Origin of the sequence: Variovorax paradoxus B4, assembly GCF_000463015.1 — a bacterium.
Lineage (GTDB): Bacteria > Pseudomonadota > Gammaproteobacteria > Burkholderiales > Burkholderiaceae_C > Variovorax > Variovorax paradoxus_E.
The window spans coordinates 2191291-2205397 of record NC_022247.1 but is presented as its reverse complement, the minus strand read 5'-3'; the positions used below and the strand labels follow the sequence as shown (position 1 = coordinate 2205397).

11 protein-coding genes are annotated in these 14107 nt (G+C 66.6%); 10 read left to right on the top strand and 1 reads right to left on the bottom strand.

All coding sequences use genetic code 11. The annotated features are described in order from the left end of the window. Positions 1 to 18: 18 nt before the first annotated feature. Genes VAPA_RS10245 through VAPA_RS10225 form a run of 5 tightly spaced genes read left to right on the top strand, consistent with a single transcriptional unit; the run spans position 19 to position 6149 of the window. On the top strand, positions 19 to 1038 hold the full coding sequence (locus tag VAPA_RS10245) for a TRAP transporter substrate-binding protein (protein ID WP_021006696.1): 1020 nt from the start codon (positions 19 to 21) through the stop codon (positions 1036 to 1038). Between the two features lie 6 nt (positions 1039 to 1044). Beyond that, entirely contained in the window at positions 1045 to 2940 is a 1896-nt protein-coding gene (locus tag VAPA_RS10240) for a TRAP transporter large permease (RefSeq protein WP_021006695.1), read from the top strand. A gap of 37 nt (positions 2941 to 2977) precedes the next feature. Next, entirely contained in the window at positions 2978 to 3517 is a 540-nt protein-coding gene (locus tag VAPA_RS10235; RefSeq protein WP_021006694.1) for a VOC family protein, read from the top strand. Beyond that, positions 3514 to 4785: a ribulose-bisphosphate carboxylase large subunit family protein gene (locus tag VAPA_RS10230; protein WP_021006693.1), complete on the top strand. Its 1272-nt coding sequence runs from the start codon at positions 3514 to 3516 to the stop codon at positions 4783 to 4785. The genes VAPA_RS10235 and VAPA_RS10230 overlap by 4 nt, the downstream gene beginning before the upstream one ends. Then, positions 4785 to 6149 (top strand): four-carbon acid sugar kinase family protein, encoded by a 1365-nt coding sequence (locus VAPA_RS10225; RefSeq protein WP_021006692.1) that lies wholly within the window; start codon positions 4785 to 4787, stop codon positions 6147 to 6149. Before VAPA_RS10230 ends, VAPA_RS10225 begins: the two co-directional genes overlap by 1 nt. 11 nt (positions 6150 to 6160) lie before the next feature. Here the strand turns inward: VAPA_RS10225 and VAPA_RS10220 are convergent, their stop codons facing one another. Then, entirely contained in the window at positions 6161 to 6955 is a 795-nt protein-coding gene (locus VAPA_RS10220) for a phosphodiesterase (protein WP_021006691.1), read from the bottom strand. 338 nt (positions 6956 to 7293) lie between these two features. Between VAPA_RS10220 and VAPA_RS10215 the strand changes: the two genes are divergently transcribed. The 5 genes from VAPA_RS10215 to VAPA_RS10195 all read left to right on the top strand — a co-directional run bounded on the left by VAPA_RS10215 (position 7294) and on the right by VAPA_RS10195 (position 14089). Further along, positions 7294 to 7578, top strand: coding sequence for a hypothetical protein (locus VAPA_RS10215; protein WP_041946071.1), 285 nt, complete (start codon positions 7294 to 7296; stop codon positions 7576 to 7578). A 131-nt stretch (positions 7579 to 7709) separates the two neighbouring features. After that, positions 7710 to 8348: a YjbF family lipoprotein gene (locus VAPA_RS10210; protein WP_041946070.1), complete on the top strand. Its 639-nt coding sequence runs from the start codon at positions 7710 to 7712 to the stop codon at positions 8346 to 8348. After that, complete coding sequence (locus tag VAPA_RS10205) at positions 8345 to 11317, top strand: YjbH domain-containing protein (RefSeq protein ID WP_021006688.1); 2973 nt, start codon at positions 8345 to 8347, stop codon at positions 11315 to 11317. The genes VAPA_RS10210 and VAPA_RS10205 overlap by 4 nt, the downstream gene beginning before the upstream one ends. 82 nt (positions 11318 to 11399) lie before the next feature. Then, entirely contained in the window at positions 11400 to 11834 is a 435-nt protein-coding gene (locus VAPA_RS10200) for a low molecular weight protein-tyrosine-phosphatase (RefSeq protein ID WP_021006687.1), read from the top strand. Beyond that, a complete protein-coding gene (locus VAPA_RS10195) occupies positions 11831 to 14089 on the top strand; it encodes a polysaccharide biosynthesis tyrosine autokinase (RefSeq protein ID WP_021006686.1) in 2259 nt (752 codons plus the stop codon). Before VAPA_RS10200 ends, VAPA_RS10195 begins: the two co-directional genes overlap by 4 nt. Positions 14090 to 14107: the final 18 nt, after the last annotated feature.

Sequence of the window (14107 nt, the reverse complement as noted above, 5' to 3'; positions counted from 1 at the left end):
GATCCTGGAGACAAAGACATGACCTCGCTGACCCGCCGCAGTGCCCTGCGCACGCTTTCCGCCCTCCCCGCCGCCGGCATCGTCTCGGCCCTGCCGCGCATCGCCCGCGCGGCCGAGTTCTCGTACAAGTACGGCAACAACCTGCCGCTCAGCCATCCGCTGAACATCCGTGCGCAGGAGGCGGCCGACCGCATTGCCAAGGAAACCAAGGGCCGGGTCGAGATCAAGATCTTCCCCAACAACCAGCTCGGCGGCGACACCGACATGCTGGCGCAGGTGCGCTCCGGCGGCATCGAGTTCTTCACGCCCTCGGCGCTGGTGATTGCCACGCTGGTGCCGGTGGCCGCCATCAACGCGGTGGGTTTCGCTTTCAACGACTACAGCCAGGTGTGGGGCGCCATGGACGGCAAGCTCGGTGCGCACGTGCGCGGCGCCATCGCCAAGTCGCGCCTCTACGCCTTCGAGAAGATGTGGGACAACGGCTTTCGCCAGACCACCAGCAGCAAGGCCGCGGTCACGAACGCGAAGGACATGGACGGCCTGAAGATCCGCGTGCCCGTGAGCCCGCTGTCGATCTCGATGTTCAAGGGCCTGGGCGCCGCGCCCGCGAGCCTGCAGTTCAGCGAGGTGTATTCGGCCCTGCAAACCAAGATCGTCGATGCGCAGGAGAACCCGCTGCCGATCATCCAGGTCGCCAAGCTGTTCGAGGTGCAGAAGTTCTGCTCGCTCACCAACCACATCTGGGACGGCTACTGGTTCATTGCCAACGGCCGCGCCTGGGAGGCGCTGCCGGATGACCTCAAGACCACCGTGGCGCGCGCCATCAACGACGCCGGCATGCAGCAGCGCGAAGACATCAAGAAGCTCAACGAATCGGTGGTCGGCGACCTGCAGGCCAAGGGCCTCACCATCAACCGCCCGGTGGCCGAGAGCTTTCGCGCCAAGCTGCGCGAGTCGGGTTTCTATGGCGAGTGGAAAGGCCGCTTCGGCCCCGAGGCGTGGGCGCTGCTCGAAGGCGCCGTCGGCAAGCTGGCCTGACCGTCCATGGTGCATGAATCCACTTTCGAGGCGGTCCCGTTCGTGGGCGCCGGGCCGTCCGCCAACGCGCTGAGCGGCATGGCCGGGCGCGCCGACCGCGTGCTGGGCGGCCTGGTCGAGGCCGTGGCCGCATTGCTGGTGCTGGCCGAGATCTGCGTGCTGTTCGCGGGCGTGGTGTCGCGCTATGTGTTCCATGCGCCGCTGGTGTGGTCGGACGAGCTCGCGTCCATCCTGTTCCTGTGGCTGTCGATGCTGGGCGCGGTGGTGGCGCTGCGGCGCGGCGAGCACATGCGCATGACGGCGCTGCTGCAGAAGGTGCAGCCCTCGACCCGCGCCATGCTCGACGCCTTTGCCATCGCGGCCTCCATCGCCTTCCTGGTGCTGATCATCTGGCCGTCGATCGACTATGCGCACGAAGAGTCGTTCATCGTCACGCCCGCCCTCGAGATCAGCAACGCCTGGCGCGCCGCGGCCATTCCGGCCGGCATCGGCATCATGCTGGCGATGGCGCTGCTGCGCCTCTTGCGCGTGTGCACCGGGCGGCAGATCGCCGTCGCGGTGCTCGGCATGGCCGCGCTGGTGGCGGCCTTCTGGCTTGCGGCGCCGCTGTTCGCGACGCTGGGCAAGTTCAACCTCGTGATCTTCTTCGTGGTGGTGGTGGCGGCCACCGTGCTCTCGGGCGTGCCCATCGCGTTCTCGTTCGCGCTGGCCACCTTCGGCTACCTGGCGCTCACCACGCGCACGCCGCTGCTGGTGATGGTGGGCCGGCTCGACGAAGGCATGTCGCACCTGATCCTGCTCGCGGTGCCGCTCTTCATCTTCCTGGGCGCGCTGATCGAGATGACGGGCATGGCGCGCGCCATGATCCAGTTCCTTGCCAGCCTGCTGGGCCATGTGCGCGGCGGCCTCTCTTACGTACTGATCGGCGCGATGTACCTGGTGTCGGGCATCTCGGGCTCGAAGATCGCCGACATGGCAGCCATTGCGCCGGTGCTGTTCCCCGAGATGGTCAAGCGCGGCGCCAAGCCCGGCGACCTGGTGGCGCTGCTGTCGGCCACGGGCGCGCAGACCGAAACCATTCCGCCGTCCATCGTGCTGATCACCATCGGCTCGGTCACGGGCATCTCCATCGCCGCGCTGTTCACGGGCGGGCTGCTGCCGGCCGTGGTGCTGGGCGCCGCGCTGTGCGTGGTGGTGTGGTGGCGCTACCGGCGCGAAGACCTGAGCGGCGTGCAGCGCCACAGCAAGCGCGAGATCGGCAAGCTGCTGCTGGTCGCGCTGCCCGCGGTGCTGCTGCCCTTCGTGATCCGCGCCGCCGTGGTCGAGGGCGTGGCCACGGCCACCGAGGTGTCGACCATCGGCATCGTCTACTCCGCCATCGTCGGTCTGGTGGTGTACCGGCAGTTCGACTGGAAGCGGCTCAAGCCGATGCTCGTCGACACGGCCTCGCTCTCGGGCGCAATCATCTTCATCGTCGGCTGTGCCACGGCCATGGCCTGGGGCCTCACGCAGTCGGGCTTCTCGCAGGACCTGGCACGCGTCATGGGCGCGCTGCCAGGCGGCGCCTATGGCTTCCTGGCCGTGTCGATCGTGGCCTTCATCGTGCTGGGCAGCGTGCTCGAGGGCATTCCGGCCATCGTGCTGTTCGGGCCGCTGCTGTTTCCCATTGCCAAGGCGGCGGGCGTGCACGAGGTGCACTACGCCATGGTGGTGATCTTCGCGATGGGCATCGGCCTGTTCGCGCCGCCCTTCGGCGTCGGCTACTACGGCGCCTGCGCTGTCAGCAAGGTCAACCCCGACGAAGGCATCAAGCACATCTGGGGCTACATCGGCGCCATGCTGGTCGGCCTGGTGATCGTGGCCGCGTTCCCGTGGTTCTCGACCGGTTTTCTCAAGTTCTGATCACAACAACACACTCACATCAACGGAGCCAACCGCAATGAGTCGATTCCTCGGCGAGATTCGCCAGCTGGGCTATGTCGTGCACGACATCGAGGCCGCCATGGACTACTGGAGCACCACGCTGGGCGTGGGCCCCTGGTTCTACAACCCCAAGGTGCCCATCAAGAACTACCGCTACAACGGCCAGGCGCACGAACCCCACAACTCGGTGGCGCTGGCCAACTCGGGCTACGTGCAGGTCGAGCTGATCCAGACGCGCAACGACGTGCCCTCGATGTACCGCGACTTCCTGCAGGCCGGCCGCACCGGGCTGCAGCACGTCGCCTACTGGACCGCCGACTACGACGCCGACCTGGCGCGCCTCACCGCGCAGGGCTTCAAGCCCGTGATGAGCGGCGAAGTGGGCGAGCGCGGCCGCTTCATCTACTTCGACACCGAATATCACCCGGGCACGGTGATCGAGCTGTCTGAAGTGGCGGGGCCCAAGGGCAAGATGTTCGACCTGATCCGCAGCGCCTCCGAAGGCTGGGACGGCAACGAGCCGGTGCGGCCTTTTCCAGACCTGAGCAAGCTGTGACCGTGACTGAACGCATCCGCGCGCGCTACTTGATCGAGACGCCGCTGGACCCGGCCGCCGTGGCCGAGGTGATGGCCGGCGAACAATCGTGCGGCACCTTCACGCGCGTCGAGGGCGAGACCGACGCACTGCGCGAACGCGCGCGCGCCACGGTCGACGCGATCACCGAGCTTGCACCGGCCGAGACGCCGAGCCTGCCCAACGCCCTGCTCGAACGCAAGGGCACGCGCGGCCCGTGGCGCCGTGCGCTGGTCGACATCTCGTTTCCGGCAGCGAACATCGGCGCCAACCTGCCGACGCTCGCGGCCACGGTGTCGGGCAACCTCTACGACCTGGGCGAAGTCACGGGCCTGCGGCTCGAATCGCTGAAACTGCCGGCCGCGTACCGCACGCAGTTCGAGATGCCGCGCGCCGGCATCGCGGGCACGCGGCGCACTACGGGCGTGGCGAGCGGCGCGCTGGTCGGCACCATCATCAAGCCAAACGTGGGCCTGTCCGCCAGCGAAACCGCCGCGCTGGTCGCACGGCTCTGCGCCGCGGGCGTCGACTTCATCAAGGACGACGAGGTCTGCGCCGATCCCGCGCATGCGCCGCTCGCCGAGCGCGTGCCCGCGGTGATGGCCGTGGTGCGCGCCCACCAGGAGCGCACCGGCAAGCACGTGATGGTGGCCTTCAACATCACCGACGAAACCGATGCGATGAAGCGGCACGCCGACCTGGTCGAGCGCGAAGGCGGATCGTGCGTCATGGCCAGCCTCAACTGGTGCGGCCATTCGGGCATGCAGACCCTGCGCCGCCACACCGGCCTGGCGCTGCACGGCCACCGCAACGGCTACGGCGCGCTGTCGCGCCATCCGCTGCTGGGCATTTCGTTCCAGGCCTATCAGACGCTCTGGCGGCTGGCCGGGGTCGACCACATGCACGTGCATGGCCTGCAGGGCAAGTTCTCGCAGCCCGACAGCGAAGTCATCGAATCGGCGCGCGACTGCTTCACGCCGCTGACCGATGCTGCCGACGACCGCGTGATGCCGGCCTTCTCGTCGGGCCAGTGGGCCGGCACGGTGCCGGCCACCTGGGCCGCCATCGGCAGCGACGACCTGCTCTTCATGGCCGGCGGCGGCATCCTCGCGCATCCCGATGGCGCGGCGGCCGGCGTCACCAGCATCCGCCAGGCCTGGTCGGCTGCGCGCGCCGGCACCGCGCTGGAAGAAGCCGCCCGCAGCGCGCCCGAACTGGCGCGCGCGCTGGCCTTCTTCGGCAAGCCGTGATGCCGGCCGCTCCGGCTCCGGCCATCGTCTACTACGGCGACGACTTCACCGGCGCCACCGACACCCTCGGCACCGCGGCGCGCGCGGGCCTGCGTGCCCTGCTGTTCCTGAAGACGCCCGACACCGCGCAGCTCGCGCAGGCCGGGCCGCTCGACGTGCTGGGCATTGCAGGCGCCGCGCGCGCCATGGCGCCCGAGGCCATGCAGGCCGAGCTGGCCCCGGTCGCCGCGCTGTTCCGCTCGCTCGGCGCACGCGTGCTGCACTACAAGACCTGCTCGACCTTCGACAGCGCGCCGCACATCGGCTCCATCGGCGCGGCCGTGCGTGCACTGCGCGGCGCCGTCGAACAGCCCTGGACCGCGATCATCGGCGGCCAGCCCAACATCGGCCGGCACTGCCTGTTCGGCAACCTGTTCGCGGCGGCCGGCGCGGGCGGCGAGGTGTTTCGCATCGACCGCCATCCGACGATGAGCCGACATCCGGTCACGCCGATGCATGAGGCGGACCTGAGATTGCACCTGGCAAAGCAGGGCCTGGCCGACGTGCGCTCCATCCCTTTCACGGCCGCCTCGCAGGGCCCGGATCCGCTCGGCGCGGCGCTGCAGCGTGCACTGCGCCGGCCCTCCCCTGACGCTGACGCCAACACTGCCGAGGCCGTGCTGTTCGACGTGGCCGACGCACCGCAGCTGGCGGCCATCGGCCATGTGCTGTGGTCGCAGGCCCGGCGCGCCACGCTGCTGGCCGTGGGCCCGAGCAGCGTGGTCGATGCATTGGCCGGCGCACTCGGCACGCGAAGCGATGCGCCAGTCGACCAGCGCCACGTCGCTCCCGCGCGCGGCCCCGTGCTGGTGCTTGCCGGAAGCCTGTCGCCCGTCACGGCGCGCCAGGTGGCGGCGGCACGCTCGTTCGACACCGTGTGGCTCGATGCGCCACGGCTCGCGCAACGCGACGCGGCCACGCTGGAGCGACATGCCCGCGACATCGCGCAAGGACTCGCCCGCGGCCGCAACGTGCTGGCCTGCACCCGGCCCGCCGAGCAGACACCCACCGAGGGCAACAACGTCGATGCCCAGGCCCTCTCCCGCGCCGGCGGCGACCTGCTGGCAAAGGTGCTGGCGATGGCGCCGCTGCAACGCGTCGGCATCGCCGGAGGCGACACCTCGAGCCACGCCGTGCAGGCGCTCGATGCGTGGGGGCTTTCCTATGTGGCCGACATGGGCGCCGGCGCGTCGCTGTGCCGCGTGCACAGCGACGCCGCCGCGCTCGACGGCATGGAGATCATGCTCAAGGGCGGCCAGATGGGCTCGGACGATGTGTTCGAGCGCCTGGTGCATGGTGGTGCGGGCAGCAGCCCGCCTTTGTGAGAGAGGGGCGTTCAGGCGAACGCGTAAGGACCGGCAAAGTCTCCGATATGGCTCACGTGGCTGACCATGCCCTGCCGCTCGTCCCACAGATGCAGCATGCAGCCGCGCGGCCCGACGTGGGACTGCGGGGGCGCATCGGGGCGCAGCTGCAACGCGATTTCCGTCGTGGTGCTCGGGCATGAACAGACCACCGTTCCGCCCCAGCGGCGCAGCATCGTGCGATGCACATGCCCACACAGCACCAGTTCGACGTTCGGCGCGCCTCGCACCACGTCTTCGAGCTGCTGCGCCTCCATGCAGCGGTAAGCATCCATATAGGGAATGCCGCTCGTGAAGGGCGGGTGATGCAGCATCAGCAGCGTGGGCTTGACGGTGTCTTTTGCCAGCACGCGCGCAAGCCACGCAAGGCCTTCGGCGTCGATGTGGCCGTGGTGCTTTCCGGCGGGGCACGAGTCGAGCCCGATGATGCGCACCGCGTGGTCGTCCACGCACCAATGCAGCGGCCCTGCCTTGGGCAGGTAGGCGTGGTCGCTGAACGCAGCGCGAAAGCTCTCGCGACGATCATGGTTGCCGGGTATGACGAGAAACGGAATGCGCGAGGCAGCGAGCAGCGTGCGCGCCATCTCGTATTCTTCGGCGCGGCCTTCGTCGACAAGGTCGCCGGTGAGCACGAGCAGATCAGGGCGACGATCGAGCGCATGCACGTGTGCGAGCGCCTCGGCAAACATTCTGTTGGAGTCGACAACGCCCTGGTACAGCTCGCCCTCGGCGCGAATGTGCGGATCGGACAGCTGCGCAATGAGCATCAGGACCCCTTCAAATCAGGCGCGTCGTTGCGCAATTATTGAAACAAAACAATTCAATAGTAATAGCCGACTTACAGCAACCACATTGCAATTGTTAGACATTTTCAAAAAACAATACAAAAGTTCTAATTCCCGACTGAGTTTCCGGCTGTAACGCGAAATCGGCCTGTGCGCGGGCGTCCGCGACCTCTCTCGCCTCCCCCGTCTTAGGTACCGTTTCCCCTCTCTCGAGTGGTACCATCGGGCCGTTGACTAGGGTAACAATGCGCAATCGCCGGTTACTATCGGTTGTCGACGCTGTCGCTCACTTCCAAGCTTCATCCGAACGGGAAAAACACATGAAACATAGTCACCTGATCGCAGCCATGGCCCTTGCAGCCCTGGCCTCCGCGCCTGCACTCGCCCAAACACTGCCTGTGCCTCCGACCAGCGCCGCTGATGCCGTTCGCGCAGCTGGCGGTGGCGGCCTGACGACGCAGCAGGCCGGCCTTGCAGCTGGCGGCGGCGTCCTGCTGGCAGCAGCCCTTGGCGGCGGCGGTGGCAACGGCGGTGGTGGCTTCATCATTCCCGGCGGCCCAGGCGGCACCGGCACTGGCACCACCGGAACCACCGGCACCAGGTAATGGCCGGAGCCCTCCGCAAGGGGGGGTTCCCAGCGAGATTCCAACGCACCTCCAGCGCGGTGCGAAAACTAGGATGTTGCGTACTCGCATCATCCTTTTTTTTGGGCGGATGCTCCTCGGGCTCCTCGGCAATGCTTGCCACGGCCCGGCACCTCTACAACAACAACGCCTCGCCGTCGGACTCCCACACATTCCGTCCGGAATTCAGCTATTTGCGGGCCACCTTGGAAGGCCGCACCGTGTTTCTCGTGCTCGGATACGTCGACCCCCATTCCGAAGGTCCCACAGAGGTCTGGTACAGCGCCTCGGGTGAAACCGTGCGCCTGCGCCACGGGCGCCTTGTGGCCACGGCCGGCCTGACGACCGACTGGCGCGCGGTGCGCCTTGTCAATGCACCCGCCTGGCCTTCCGCCACGGCCGCCGAGCGCACGACAACAACAACAGCACGCTTCCAACGCGAGCGCGACCTGATGCCAGGCTACCGTTCGGGCATACGCGACGACATCGAGCAGCGGCCGATCAAGCCACCTACCGACACCATGCTCGCCGGCAGATCGGCAAGTTCGCTGCGCTGGGTCGAGGAACGCAGCAGCACGCGCCCGGCTTCGGCGTCGTTGCCGCCGGCACGCTTTGGCCTCGCCCAGGTTGGCGACAAGCTCGAGGCGGTCTATTCCGAGCAGTGCCTTTCCCGTGATCTGTGCTTGAGCTTCGAGCGGTGGAATCCCTCTGTGCCAGCCAACGTTGCCTCGACAAGCGCAGCTGGTTCATGAGACCCCCGCCCCCGCCCGGCCCCATCACCAACCCCTTCCGCCTCAGCCTACTGGCCGCAGCGATCGTGTTGATGATTCCCTCCGCCCACGCCGCAGCAACGACCCGCGCGCCTGCGGGTGCCGCGGAAGTGCGCCCGGGCGAGCGGCTCAGCGACTGGCTGCTGCGCCAACCCGAGGATGCGGCCAGCCCCGGCCTCGCATGGCAGGTGCCGCAGGAACTGCTCGCCCAGCAGTTCCTGAAAGAGTCGCTGCTGGTGCGGGTGGAAGCGGCCGTTCGATCGGCCTCGCCCGAGGAACGGGCTTCGCGCGAACAACTCCTGTCTGTGCTGCAGAGCCTTCCGGCGACCGGCCGCGTGGCGCTGGGCATCGTCGATCCGCGCTGGCTGCAGGCGAATCCGGGGCAAGACCCCGTGCTCAGCGAAGGCCAGCGGCTCGCGGTGCCGCCCGCCCCGCTGCGCACGGTGACCGTGGTGCAGCCGGACGGCAGCTTTTGCCGGGTTCCGCATGAAGGCGGACGCTTGCTGCTCGACTACCTGAGCGCCTGCGGCCTCGACAGCGGCGCCGACTGGGCCTGGATTGCGCAGCCCGACGGCCGCACCGCGCGCGCAGGCATTGGGGCCTGGAATGCCGAGCCCGCCGATGAACCCGCGCCGGGCGCCTGGATCTGGGCCCCGCCGCGCCGCATGTCCGCTCTGGCGGCACTGTCGGAGGGGCTGATCAAGTTCCTTGCCGTGCAAGGCCCCTCGCCGCAGGAGCCCAGCACCGCTCCCCCGGCCGCCGATGCGCCCGTTTTCGCCGCGCCCACCGTCGCCGGCACGCTCCCCGAGGCCGTAGCCTCGCAGCCGCGCCCGCTCGACATCAGCGGCAACGACTGGGGCGAAACCGGCCTGCTGCAAACGCCATCGGCCCGCATGGGAGTGGCCGGCGACACGCGCGCGTCGCTCACGTCGATCTGGCCCTACACGCGGCTGAACGTCATGTTCCAGCCCTTCGACTGGATGGAAGCGGGCTTTCGCTACACATCCATCTCCAACCGCGTTTATGGGCCAACTTTTGTCGACCAGTCGTTCAAGGACAAGAGCATCGACCTGAAGGTCCGGTTGCTCGAGGAATCCACCTACCTGCCCCAACTGGCGCTGGGCTTTCGGGACATCGGCGGCACGGGCCTATTCTCGAGCGAATACCTGGTGGCCGGCAAGCGCTTGCATGAATTCGACTTCAGCCTGGGCATCGGCTGGGGCTACCTGGGCGCCAGCGGCAACATCACCAACCCCTTCAAGTTGCTGGGCAGCCGTTTCGACACCCGACCCCGCGCAAATACCACCGGCAACGCCAACATCAGCAGCTTCTTTCGGGGACCGGCCGCCCTCTTTGGCGGCGTGCAATGGCGCACGCCGTGGGACCCGCTCACGCTCAAGCTCGAATACGACGGCAACGACTACCAGAGCGAACCGCTGAGCAGCAAGCTGCGACGGCGCTCACCCATCAACATTGGCCTCTCTTACCGCGTGTCGCCCAAGGTCACGCTGTCCGCCGGCTTCGAGCGCGGCGACAAGTTCATGATTGGCCTCACGCTGGCAAGCAACCTGGCGGCCTCGCAATCGCCCAAGCCCGCCGACCGGCCGCTGCCGGAATTCAGGCCGGAGGCGGCCCCCCGCTCCCCCGGCTGGGCAACCACCGCGGCGGAGATCGAGGCACAGACCGAATGGACCGTCGAGCGCATTGCGCCCAAGGACGACGTGCTGCATGTGTGGGTGACCGACAGCAACACCGTCTACCGCACCGCGCGCGTTGAAAAAGCCATTGCGGTGCTCCACCACGATGCGCCCGACACCATCAAGAGCTTTGTCTTTCACTACGCCGAGCGCGGGCTCGCGGTGCATGCGCAGGCCGTCGACCGCGCCGAATGGGTGGCCGCGCGCATCCAGGCCTTGCCGCCGCATGCGGCGCGTGCCGTGTCCAAGCGCGACTACGAACCCGAGCTGGCCCGCCCCGACGAAAAGAGCGGCACTGCGCAGAGCACCGTCGCCGAGGCCGCCGCCACGGAGACGAATGCCCCTTGGGTGCGCCCCCGCGACAAGTTCACCTTTGGCATTGCGCCGAGCTATGGGCAGATCGTCGGCGGCCCCGACGCCTTTCTTCTCTACCAGCTCGGCATCCAGGCCACCGCCGAATACCGCTTTACGCCGCGCACCTGGCTCAGCGGCGCGGTCAACCTGCGGCTGGCCGACAACTACGACAAGTTCACCTACACCGCGCCCAGCGATCTGCCGCGCGTGCGCACCTACCAGCGCGAGTACGTCACCTCTCGGCGCTTCACCATTCCGTCGCTGCAGCTCACGCACGTGGGGCAGTTGTCGAGCAACCACTACTACAGCATGTATGGCGGTCTGCTCGAATCCATGTTTGCCGGCGTGGGTGCCGAATGGATGTATCGGCCGGCGCGCTCGCCGGTGGCCTTTGGCGTGGACATCAATCGCGTGCGGCAGCGCGACTTCAACCAGGACTTCGGCCTGCGCGACTACAAGGTGACCACCGGCCACGCCAGCCTTTACTGGGACACCGGCTGGAACGGCGTCATGGCCAAGATCAGCGCGGGCCAGTACCTTGCAGGCGACCGCGGCGTCACGCTCGAAGTCATCCGCCGCTTCGACAATGGCTTTGTGCTGGGCGCCTACGCCACCAAGACCAACGTCTCATCCGCGCGGTTCGGGGAAGGCAGTTTCGACAAGGGCATCTATCTTTCGATTCCGCTCGATGCGCTGCTGCCGCGGTCGAGCAAGTTTGCGCTGGGCTTTGCGTGGTCGCCGCTCACGCGCGACGGCGGCGCGCGCCTGGGCCGCAGCAACACCCTTTATGAACTGACCTCCGTACGCGACCAGGGCGCCTTCAACTTTGCGGCCCCGCCAGACAACAAGCCTCGCGCCGGAGACAACATCTTGAACTTCGATCGCAGCAGCAGCCCATGAGTGTTTGTATGCAAGTTAATATCGCTCGCCCGCGCCTACCAGGCGCATGCGTTGTCCATTTCTGCATAGAAAGGCGGACACGTTGAAATCCGTTCTCGTCGTTTGCATCGGCAACATCTGCCGAAGCCCGATGGCGCACGTCATGCTCGCCGACGCCCTGCCGCAGATCACCGTGTCGTCGGCCGGCACGGGTGCGTTGATCGGCCATCCTGCGGACCCCATTGCCCAGGAATTGATGGCCGCGAGGGGCCTCGACCTGGGCGCCCACCGCGCGCGCCAGATCACCCAGTCCATGTGCGTTCAGGCCGACCTGATCCTCACCATGGACGAGGGGCAGCGCCGCCACATCGAAAACAACTACCCGCTCACGCGCGGCAGGGTCTTTCGCCTTGCCGAAACCGCCAAGCTGAATATCCCTGACCCCTACCGCATGGGCCAGGAAGCCTTCGAGCACGCACTTCAACTCATCGACGCCGGCGTCAAGACATGGGCCGAACGCATTCGGCAATTCAAATGAACACCCCTGCTGTGACCACTTCCAATGCTGCGCGCCTCGGTCAGCCTGCCGCTCCCTCGACTGTTGACGATGACGAGGTCTACCTGTCTGAATATCTTGACATCCTGATCGACCGCAAGTGGCTGGTCGCGGGGGTCACGGCGCTGGCGCTGGTGCTCGGTGGGGCCTACGCATTGCTGTCCGCCCCTATCTACCAGTCCAACCTGCTGATCCAAGTCGAGGACGCTACGCCTGATGCCAAGGGCTTCCTCGGCGATGCCTCCAGTCTCTTCGACGTCAAAACGCCCGCCACCGGCGAAATCCAAGTCATCCGCTCACGGATGGTGCTCGGCGCCGCGGTGGATCAGACGCGCTTCTATATCGACGCCAAGCCTCGCTATCTACCGATACTCGGCACCTGGCTGGCGCGGCGGGCCGACGAGCTTTCGAATCCGGGCTTCCTCGGCATAGGCGGCTACGTCAACGGCAAGGAACGCATTGATGTCGCCCGCTTCGACGTGCCGACCGAATTCGAGGACGAAGAGCCTTTCCTTGTCACCGCTCAGGGCGGCGGCAAATACACACTCACGCACGAGGATTTGGACCGGCCGCTGACCGGCGTCGTCGGCCAGCCACTCCACCATGTCCTCGAAGGCGGCACCATCGACCTGCTCATTAACAAGCTTGATGGCAAGCCCGGCGCGGAATTTGTCGTTTTGCGCGCCTCGTGGTTACGAACCATCGAGGATCTGCAAAAGCGCATGCAGATCGGTGAACAGGGCAAGCAGTCGAATGTGATCAGCGTGGCACTGGAAGACAGCGACCGCGATCGCCTCTCCGGCATCCTCAATGCCATCGCCAATCAGTACGTGCAGCAGAACGTCGAACGCAAGGCGGCCGAAGCGCAGAAAACGCTGCAGTTCCTCGACGAGCAACTGCCCGAATTCAAGCGCCAGCTCGAGGCTTCAGAAGACGCCTACACGCGATTTCGCAACAAGAACGGCACCGTGGCCTTCGACGAAGAAGCCAAGGGTGTATTGACCCAGACTATCGAACTGCAAACCAAGCTCCTCGAAACCCAGCAGCGTCGCCGCGAGGTGGCGGCGCGCTTCACCGACGCCAACTCGCGGGTGAAGATTATCGATGGGCAGATTGCCGCCATCGACAAAGAGATTGGCGGCCTCAATGCGCGCGTGAGCCGAATGCCCACGATGCAGCAGGATGCGCTACGCCTCGAACGCGACGTGCGGGTGAACAGCGGGCTGTACCAGTCGCTGCAGAACAACGCACTGCAATTGCGCCTGGTGAAGGAAGGCAAGACCGGCAACGTGCGCTTGCTCGACAAGGCAGTGAAACCAAAGGAGCCAGTCAAGCCGAAGAAACCACTTGTTCTGGCGCTCGCGCTGGTGCTCGGCCTTCTGGCCGGCGTGGTACTGGCCCTGGTGCGAGCTCGCTTCCTCGCAGGCATCCGGGATCCGCAGGAGATCGAGGCCCACACCGGCTTGACGGTTTACTCGGTCGTGCCCTTCACCGCCGAGCAGACGGTGCTCGACCAAAGTGTTGCCGAAGGTGCGAGGGGCATTCGGCTGCTTGCCGTGACCCACCCGGAAAGCCCGCCCATCGAAGCACTTCGCAGTTTGCGGATCGCGCTGCAATTCGCCACTCTCGAAGCCGGTAACAACCGCGTGCTTATCACCGGCGCAACGCCAGGCATTGGCAAGAGCTTCGTTTCAGGCAACTTCGCAGCCATCATGGCCCATGCCGGCAAGCGGGTGCTGTTGATCGACGCCGACATGCGCAAGGGCCATCTGAACAAGCAGTTTGGCCTGCGGCGCGAGGGTGGCCTGTCGGAACTGCTGGCTGGCGAACTCTCGACAGATCAGGCCATCCGTTCGCAGGTGCTGCCGAATCTCGACGTGCTGACTACGGGCAAGCTGCCGACTAATCCAGCCGACATGCTGATGTCGGAAAGCTTCGTCCGCTTGCTCGACATGGTTTCCGCCCGATACGACCTGGTGGTGATTGACACGCCGCCAGTGCTCGTGGCGACTGACACCGCCGCAGTGGCGCCACACATGGGCGCAGTACTCCTCGTGGCCCGCGCGGATCAGACCCAGCTCGGCGAACTTAACGAGAGCGCCAAGCGCCTTGCGCAAGCGGGTAGAACAGTCAATGGCGTGATCTTCAATGGCATCGACTTGACGCGCCGCCACTACGGCAGCCATGGCTATCGCTACGGTGGCTATCGATACACGGAATACAAGTACGACGCCTGACCGCGACAAGATTTCGAC